The following is a 7,877-nucleotide window of genomic DNA, read 5'->3' on the forward strand; positions in this document are numbered from 1 at the left end:
CAATCAAAATCTCATTGTGTAACTAATTGAGGGAACTCGCCCAGAAAATGACGTTTTCTGAATAGCTAAATTCCCATTGCTATCTTCGGAGAAACTATAATAAAGTGGATTGCGCTGATCAAATACATTATATAATCCAAAATTCAAGGTATGTCTTCTTCCTCGCTCTCGTTGCTTTATCGTTTCCAAATCTACCGAGCAATTTAAATCAAACCGACTAAATGTAGGCATACGATGGGAATTACGGCTTGAATACACCGGAACATATATACCCTCATATTCCATAAATCCTATTGGATAGGTTAAAGGCCTTCCCGTATGAATTGTATAAAAAGCATTGAGATGCACCGACCTCCCCAAATCATAGGACAAGTTGCTCTTAAGCACATGTGGAATATCGAAATTAGCCGCATACTCTTTTCCTTTATTGATGCCATTGATCTTACGAAAAGATCTCGACCAGCTATAGAAGATACTGCCCGTAAACTCACCGATACGCTGATTGACAGATAATTCCAGTCCATAAGCATGCCCCTTCCCTTGTCGCAGCTGTGTTTCAATAAATGGGTTAAGTATCAGTTGCGCATGATCGATCAATTCGACCTGATTGCCCATCTTCTTCCAGTACCCTTCCAGTCCAATATTTCCATGATACAATAACCTGTTGATACCAAAAGAAATAGCATCAACATATTGTGGTTTAATATTTAATCCCGCCGGCACCCAAGCTTCCAATGAGGAAAAAGCAAGTTCATCATTCTGTAATAACTGCAAATATTGATAACTCCTATTATAAGCCATTCTGAAAGCATAGTCATTGCCCATTTTATATTGCAAAGACAGGCGTGGTTCTAAACCATAATACGACTTTTTCTTGTCGGCATCGTTCGACAATGGCTTATACGAGCTGCCATCCAATAAATAATAGCGTCCGAAGGAAGCATTAAAAAAGGCATTCGCCCGTATTCCCGCAACAATCCGGAAGGCTGAATCGATCTTCCAATTAAAAGAAACATACCCCGTATAATCATAAGCTTGCGCCCTAAAAATATTATCTTCCGTGTTTGAATTTATCGGCGATATCTCCCCGGGATTAAAACGATGCAGGGTTCCCTGAAGACCAAAATCCAAAGTGCGGTCTAATCCCATAAAATACGTAAAATCGGATTTCAAACTAAAGTCACGTATCCGTGTCAACCAGATTTGATTATCACTCGATTCGGGTTTACTGACATCCAATTTATTATGATAATCACTGAATATGGCCGAAAGGTTCATAAACAACCGATCACTATGCACATGGTTCCATCGCAAAGTAGAAGTCCAGTTGCCCCAACGATTGGTATTCCTACTCGGTGAAATAACCTTATCTTCCCCATAGTACCCCGAAAGGTAAACTCGATTTTTCTCGTCAAATGTATAGTTGAACTTCACGTTATAGTCACTGTACCTACCTTTGACATTAAACAAGCGATAATCCGTATTAAAAGCATTCAATATACTTCCCCGTGCAGTGGCAATGAAAGCACCTTTTCCCTTTTTTATAAATGGCCCCTCAGCACCTACCCGAGCAATCAATAGACTTGACCCACCAAAAACATGAAAAGCATTGGCATCACCGTCTCTGGTACTCATATCCATGATGGAAGAAAGACGCCCCCCTAGATTTGCAGGAATAGCATCCTTATAAAGCTGCGTATTCTTCAAGATGTCCAAATTAAACACGGAGGTTAAACCGAATAGATGCGATGGATTATAAACAACAGCTTCATCAAGCAAAATAAGATTCTGGTCCTTACCGCTCCCCCTTACGAAAAGATTACTGCCGCCTTCTGTTAATCCGTTAATCCCATTTTGCATCTGTAATACCTTCATGATATCAGCCTCACCTTTATAAAAGGCATTTCTTCGTGCTTGGGTCCAATTGACTTTATCTGTGAAACTTCCCATGTGCTGCGCTGTGAAGGAAGAATCAACATTAACCACCACCTCACTCAAGTTAAAATCCACTGGAGCGAGCTTAATGACCAGGTAATTATTTTCTAACTCAGCATTTAATGAGACCAACCTTGTCTTATAGCCCAGATAACTTACATAACAACTGTATTCGCCCCGTGGTAATGTCAGTGAGTAAAACCCATATTTATTACTTAAACTACTTTTACTTTTCTCCGCGATCAACAAGGTGGCACCAATCAGGTTTTCGCCACTTAAACTATCCACAACACGCCCCTTAACGGTAAAAGTTTTATCTTCTTCATAGAATATCAGCGCTCTATTGATCATTGTAAATCCAACATTGGAATCTTTCAACAAATAATTTAGAACCTCTTCCAGACTGGATTTGTCAAACGATCGGCTATAAATAATCTTTTTATTAAAGACCTGCTCGTCATAAGACATGGATATATCGTATGTATTATGAATTTCAGCAAGTATCTGAAGAATCTGTTTGTTATGAGTGTCAATTGAGATCCGAAATTCGGCAGGAGAGTTCTGTCCCATGGCTTTCGGACACATCGCTATAACCCACCAGCAGAAAAAAAGCAAACGATACAGAATCCTATCTTTCATATCAGCAAAGCGAAGAGCCTATTCGTAGATACTATATCCCTTTTTACCGGCTTTCCACTTCACATTTAAAGTTTTGGAAAGAATCTGAACAATCTCGTTAAGCGTTTGCCCATCAAAGTACATGCTGAGCTTGCGTGCTTTTAAACTATCTCCAACGACAGTTATATTCGCCCGAAAATGCTTTTCCAGATCTGTACAGATACTATCCAACCGAACATTTGAGTAGCTCAGCTTTTGTGCTACATCAATATCATTATCTGCCAACAGGTCAATTTTAGATAAAGACGCTGTTTGTCTTTTATACAATCCCTTTTGATTTTTCTGTAAAACAAGTTCTTTTGCATGATCTCCTTTTCCACTGCTCAAGGCTACACTTCCCTCCTTAACAAGGACTTCGACATCATCTTCCAGTAAATTGACTTCAAAGGTAGTGCCGATATCACGCACATAATTATGTTCAAGATCGACCATAAAGGAGGTCCCTGTCTGATGTTTGACATCGAATAGTGCTTTTCCCTTTTTTAGCTCGACAGTTCTTTGCTGTGGAAATGTTCTTTTGTTGAACATCGCCTCGGCTCCTGCCTGTAGTGTCATTACCGAACCATCGGGAAGTACTGTAGGCTGCTGTGTTTCCGATCCGTATAATCGGACTTCATACCCCATCCAACGGTCAAAGTTCAGGTAGCCGGCAAAACCGACCACGAACAATACGGCTGCAGCCACAAATTTCATCCAGGGTTTCCAGATTGCTCGTACAGGTGTCTCGATCTCCGCTTCTTGTTGATCCCCTGTTTTATCCAACTGATTTTTAAATTTTTCCCATTGGTTACTGGCATCTACCTTTTTATAGCATTCCAGTGCTCTAAGATCATCAGCTATACTTCTAACTTCATGGTATAGCTCGTAGTTCGCCACATCCTCCGAAATCCAACGCCCAAGCAACACTCCTTCCCTTTCGGAAATAGTCCCATCCAGCTCTTTCTGAATCAAGTCATAAGGAATAAATCTTGAAGTATTGTTTTCTTCCATAACTATAAGATAATAAACTGGACAAAAAGTCCCAATGAAAAAAATAAAAAGCCGATTAGAAGCAACAGAAAAGTTTTTTGCTTGGCCAATGCGATCCGAATTTTATCGTAAGCAATGGTCAAATGATTTTTAACCGTTTTTATTGAAATTCCCAATTGATCCGCGATTTCTTGTTGTTTTATCTTATCGTACTTACTCATAAGAACGATTTTACGACACTGCGGCGGTAGCCCTTCCAGTATACTTTCGATCATCAACAACTTGGATTCGTAAAGTGCGGCGCGATCAATTTCATCTTCATCATCCGTCAGATCCAGTTCTTTACTATAATCGTTATTCCGATCCAATAAACGTTGATTCTTTTTAAGATAGGTAAGCGAAAGGTTGATAACACTGCGTGATAGGTAAGCTCCCAGAGATTGACTAATGGCCAATTTGCCTGCATTTTCCCATAACATCATAAATACGTCGTTGGTGAGCTCTTCAGCAATTGCTTCCTCTCGCACATACCGAAAAGACAAGATATACAATTTACGGAAATGGCCCTTATAAATAGCTTCAAAAGCATTTCTATCTTTTTGGACTATCTTCTTAAGCAGGTCAACGTCATTTGACATAGGACTTCGGTAAAGCTAATAATAAATGCATGTAAAAATAATCAAATTCATCGGACATTTTATAACATCTAATTAATTTTCAAGCTATAAACGCTTGCCGACAACCTATTATCTAACGCAACTAAAAAGTGAAACGCCACACCACACAAAAGTTTCTCGCATTTTTTTCTATTTTTGCAAAAACATAAAAATAATGTTAAAAAAATATCTTTTAATAAGCTGCATTTCTTTTATTTTCTTTTCTTGTACAAAAGAAAATTATACTGAAACATCAGAAGTAATAAAACCTGAAGAAAAAGAAGCGGAATCTCTTACAACAAGAATGACCAAAAACATGGATGTTTGGACTGACAATAGAATTATCAATGTATTTGAACAAGGTGAAATCCGTTTATATGATAAAGAAAAACATAAGGATCATTTCACTTTTTTTCTTTGGGAAAAAGAGGTTGTTGATTCAATTGTTTGGCATATCGATGATATTATGCATTACAGTTCAGGCGTTAATCCTTTTCGTTATATGACCGGTGTCACATTCAACAAACCGGGCGATTACAAATTTAACTTATTGGTTTACAAAGACAGTAAGGTGGTCAAACAAGCCAACCTAACGATCAGGGCTATTGCTGGAAAAGATTTTTTCAATGTCAATTGGGAAAACCCACCCACAAGAAGCATTGTAGGGCAGTCCTTTTCTTACAAAAAGGGTTATCGCATCGATCAAACTTATATAAAAGGGCAATACCCCTATAGCTATGTCAATCTCTATTATGGCGATCAATTTCGAAAGCAAACACCTGAAAAAGAGAAAGAATATTTGATGGAAGTGGCACACGAATCTTTTGGTAGCCCCACACTTACCACAACAAACAATCAACAGGCTGAACTTAACGATAAGTATAGTAAGCTCTTCAAAAATAAGCTTAATCACCTGCCGATAGCAATTTGGGAAAGAGGTACATCGTCAATCGCTTTGGTTGGAACTCCGAAAGATGCCATTGAGACTTACCAGATCATTGCAGAACCCCAATATTAAAAAACACATTTAAGCCTCCATGATGGAGGCTTTTTTACTACCTTCGTCTTATGGCGAATCAATTGCAATTTGAAAATTCACCCTACCTTAAACAGCACGCACACAATCCAGTAGATTGGATGCCCTGGGGACCGGAAGCTTTAAAAAAGGCAAAAGACGAAAATAAACTGATCATCGTAAGCATTGGCTACTCGGCTTGCCATTGGTGCCATGTGATGGAGCGTGAAAGTTTTGAAAACTCAGCCATCGCCCAAACCATGAATAGGTTTTTCGTATCGATCAAAATCGACCGTGAAGAACGCCCTGATATTGATCAAGTGTATATGCTTGCTGTGCAACTGATGACCAATGCAGGGGGCTGGCCATTGAATTGTATCTGCCTGCCCGATGGGAGACCTATTTATGGTGGTACTTATTTCAAACCGCACGACTGGCAGAATATCTTATTACAAATTGCACAAATGTGGGCGGAGAAACCCGAAGTCGCATTTGACTATGCCGAAAAGCTGAACAATGGTATTCAAAGGGCCGAAAAACTTCCCATTCACCCTATTCCAGCGCAATACACAATCGAGGACTTAAATGAAATTGTTGCCCCTTGGACCGAGATGTTCGATAAAAAAGAAGGTGGTTATCAAAAAGCACCGAAATTTCCGCTACCAAACAATTGGTTATTCTTCCTAAAATATGGCGTACTTGCCGACGATCGGGAGATCTTAGATCATGTTCATTTTACGTTGAAAAAGATCGGATCAGGAGGTATATACGACCAGATCGGTGGTGGCTTTGCGCGCTATTCTGTCGATCATTATTGGCATATTCCTCATTTCGAAAAAATGCTCTACGACAACGGACAGCTACTGTCCCTTTATGCCGAAGCCTATCAACAAAGTCAAGATCCGTTCTATAAGCGGATTATCGAAGAAACGATAGACTGGGCCGAACGGGAGATGCTAGCACCAAACCATGGTTTCTATAGCGCTTTAGATGCCGATAGCGAAGGCATTGAAGGGAAATACTATTCCTTCTCCAAAGTTGAATTTGACGAGGTATTGGGCGACGATGCTCCCCTACTCGGGCAATATTTTAACATAACCCAAGCCGGCAACTGGGAGGAGGAGAAAACCAACATTCCTATTTGCGCCATTAATGCAGACCAGTTAGCAACAAAGGTCAATATGTCAGCTGACGAATGGGCAGATTTTTTAAAAATTTCAAAGAAAAAATTATACAACTATCGTGAACAACGGATCCGTCCGGGACTCGACCATAAGCAGCTAACCACTTGGAATGCGCTATTTCTAAAAGGACTAATAGATGCCTATCACAGTCTTGGAAACAGCCATTTCCTTGAACTCGCTTTAAACAATGCACAGTTTATCTGTACACATCTTATTCAAGACGATCTCCAGTTATTGCACCAACCAAAAGATAACAATAGAGCAATCGCAGGCTTCTTAGATGACTATGCATTCACTATTGAAGCCTTTATAGCATTATATGAGGCGACATTTGACCTCAATTGGCTCACAAAAGCAAGACAGCTCACTGATAAGGCCATTGCATTGTTTTACGATGGATCACAAAAAACATTCTACTATACATCGTCGCAGGCAGAGGAACTCATCGCACGGAAAAGCGAAATTATGGATAATGTCATCCCCTCCTCTTCGTCGACAATGGTTCGTCAGCTGAAACGATTAGGTTTGCTTTTTGATGATGAAAATTACATCGCCATTACAGACCAATTGCTGGCGAATGTATTCCCGCAAATCAAGACTTATGGTTCGGCTTATTCAAATTGGGCAATATTATTGCTAGAAGAAATATATGGAATCAATGAAATTGCATTGACGGGGGATAAAGCGATGGCTTTCAAAAATGAACTCGGCAACTATTATATTCCAAATAAAATTGTTCTTGGCGGTACAGAAGAAAATCTTCCATTGCTCGAACATAGAGTCGGAAAGGAGACAAAAGCATATCTTTGTAAAAACAGGACCTGCAGTCTACCACAGGATTCCATACAAGCGTTAATAAATTATATTTAATAAACGGTAGCCTCGGGCTTCCAAAAATCAAAATCAGATGGCTATAAAAGCAAACGACGTCGTAGCATTGACGTACAGACTTCACACAGTAGAAAACGGTGAAAAAGTTTTCGTTGAAGAAACAACTGCAGAACAACCTTTAGATTTCTTATATGGTGTAGGTATGATGTTACCTAAATTCGAAGAAAACATCGCAGACTTAAACGTTGGTGATAAAATTTCATTTGAATTGGCACCGGATGATGCTTACGGTCAAAAAGACGACAGAGCATTCGCACAATTGCCAGTAGATATGTTTAAAGAAACAGGTTTACCTCCAGTAGGAGAAGTATTGCCTTTACAAGACAACCAAGGAAACCAATTCCGCGCTGTAGTAGCTGAGGTTACTCCAGAAGTAGTTGTCGCTGACTTAAACCACCCGATGGCTGGCAAAACATTAAATTTCGATATCGAAATCTTAACTGTACGTCCTGCTACTGAAGAAGAATTGTCTCACGGGCATTCACATGGTGTAGACGGCACACAAGGTCACTAATCCTGACCCAAGATACAAAAAAACAAAGCCGGGTG

At 39.6% G+C, this 7,877-nt stretch carries 6 protein-coding genes; 3 read left to right on the plus strand and 3 right to left on the minus strand.

The genetic code is table 11. The features are described 5' to 3' along the window. Positions 1–3 precede the first annotated feature (3 nt). From B4N43_RS04250 to B4N43_RS04260, 3 genes are read right to left on the minus strand one after another with little or no spacing between them, the layout of a single operon-like run. Positions 4–2,574 carry a TonB-dependent receptor gene (locus B4N43_RS04250; RefSeq protein WP_286732982.1) on the minus strand — a complete coding sequence of 857 codons (2,571 nt, stop codon included), beginning with the start codon at positions 2,572–2,574 and terminating at the stop codon, positions 4–6. Positions 2,575–2,592: 18 nt separating this feature from the next. After that, positions 2,593–3,603, minus strand: coding sequence for a FecR family protein (locus tag B4N43_RS04255; RefSeq protein WP_286732985.1), 1,011 nt, complete (start codon positions 3,601–3,603; stop codon positions 2,593–2,595). 2 nt (positions 3,604–3,605) lie between these two features. Then, a complete protein-coding gene (locus B4N43_RS04260) occupies positions 3,606–4,220 on the minus strand; it encodes an RNA polymerase sigma-70 factor (protein ID WP_286732986.1) in 615 nt (204 codons plus the stop codon). Between the two features lie 193 nt (positions 4,221–4,413). Here B4N43_RS04260 and B4N43_RS04265 point away from each other — a divergent pair, with 193 nt between their 5' ends. The 3 genes from B4N43_RS04265 to B4N43_RS04275 are packed head-to-tail and all read left to right on the plus strand — an operon-like array spanning position 4,414 to position 7,842. Then, a complete protein-coding gene (locus tag B4N43_RS04265) occupies positions 4,414–5,256 on the plus strand; it encodes a hypothetical protein (RefSeq protein ID WP_286732988.1) in 843 nt (280 codons plus the stop codon). A gap of 50 nt (positions 5,257–5,306) precedes the next feature. Continuing rightward, complete coding sequence (locus tag B4N43_RS04270) at positions 5,307–7,307, plus strand: thioredoxin domain-containing protein (protein ID WP_286732990.1); 2,001 nt, start codon at positions 5,307–5,309, stop codon at positions 7,305–7,307. Positions 7,308–7,344: 37 nt separating this feature from the next. Then, complete coding sequence (locus B4N43_RS04275) at positions 7,345–7,842, plus strand: FKBP-type peptidyl-prolyl cis-trans isomerase (protein WP_046672788.1); 498 nt, start codon at positions 7,345–7,347, stop codon at positions 7,840–7,842. The last annotated feature ends 35 nt before the right edge of the window (positions 7,843–7,877 follow it).

Source organism: Sphingobacterium sp. UBA1897 (assembly GCF_002337775.1).
Lineage (GTDB): Bacteria > Bacteroidota > Bacteroidia > Sphingobacteriales > Sphingobacteriaceae > Sphingobacterium > Sphingobacterium siyangense.

Bases quoted from the DNA above. Each gene is read 5' to 3' on its own strand.
- B4N43_RS04265 (WP_286732988.1), top strand. From the start codon at position 4,414: ATGTTAAAAAAATATCTTTTAATAAGCTGCATTTCTTTTATTTTCTTT.
- B4N43_RS04275 (WP_046672788.1), top strand. From the start codon at position 7,345: ATGGCTATAAAAGCAAACGACGTCGTAGCATTGACGTACAGACTTCAC.
- B4N43_RS04255 (WP_286732985.1), bottom strand. From the start codon at position 3,603: ATGGAAGAAAACAATACTTCAAGATTTATTCCTTATGACTTGATTCAG.
- B4N43_RS04250 (WP_286732982.1), bottom strand. From the start codon at position 2,574: ATGAAAGATAGGATTCTGTATCGTTTGCTTTTTTTCTGCTGGTGGGTT.
- B4N43_RS04270 (WP_286732990.1), top strand. From the start codon at position 5,307: ATGGCGAATCAATTGCAATTTGAAAATTCACCCTACCTTAAACAGCAC.
- B4N43_RS04260 (WP_286732986.1), bottom strand. From the start codon at position 4,220: ATGTCAAATGACGTTGACCTGCTTAAGAAGATAGTCCAAAAAGATAGA.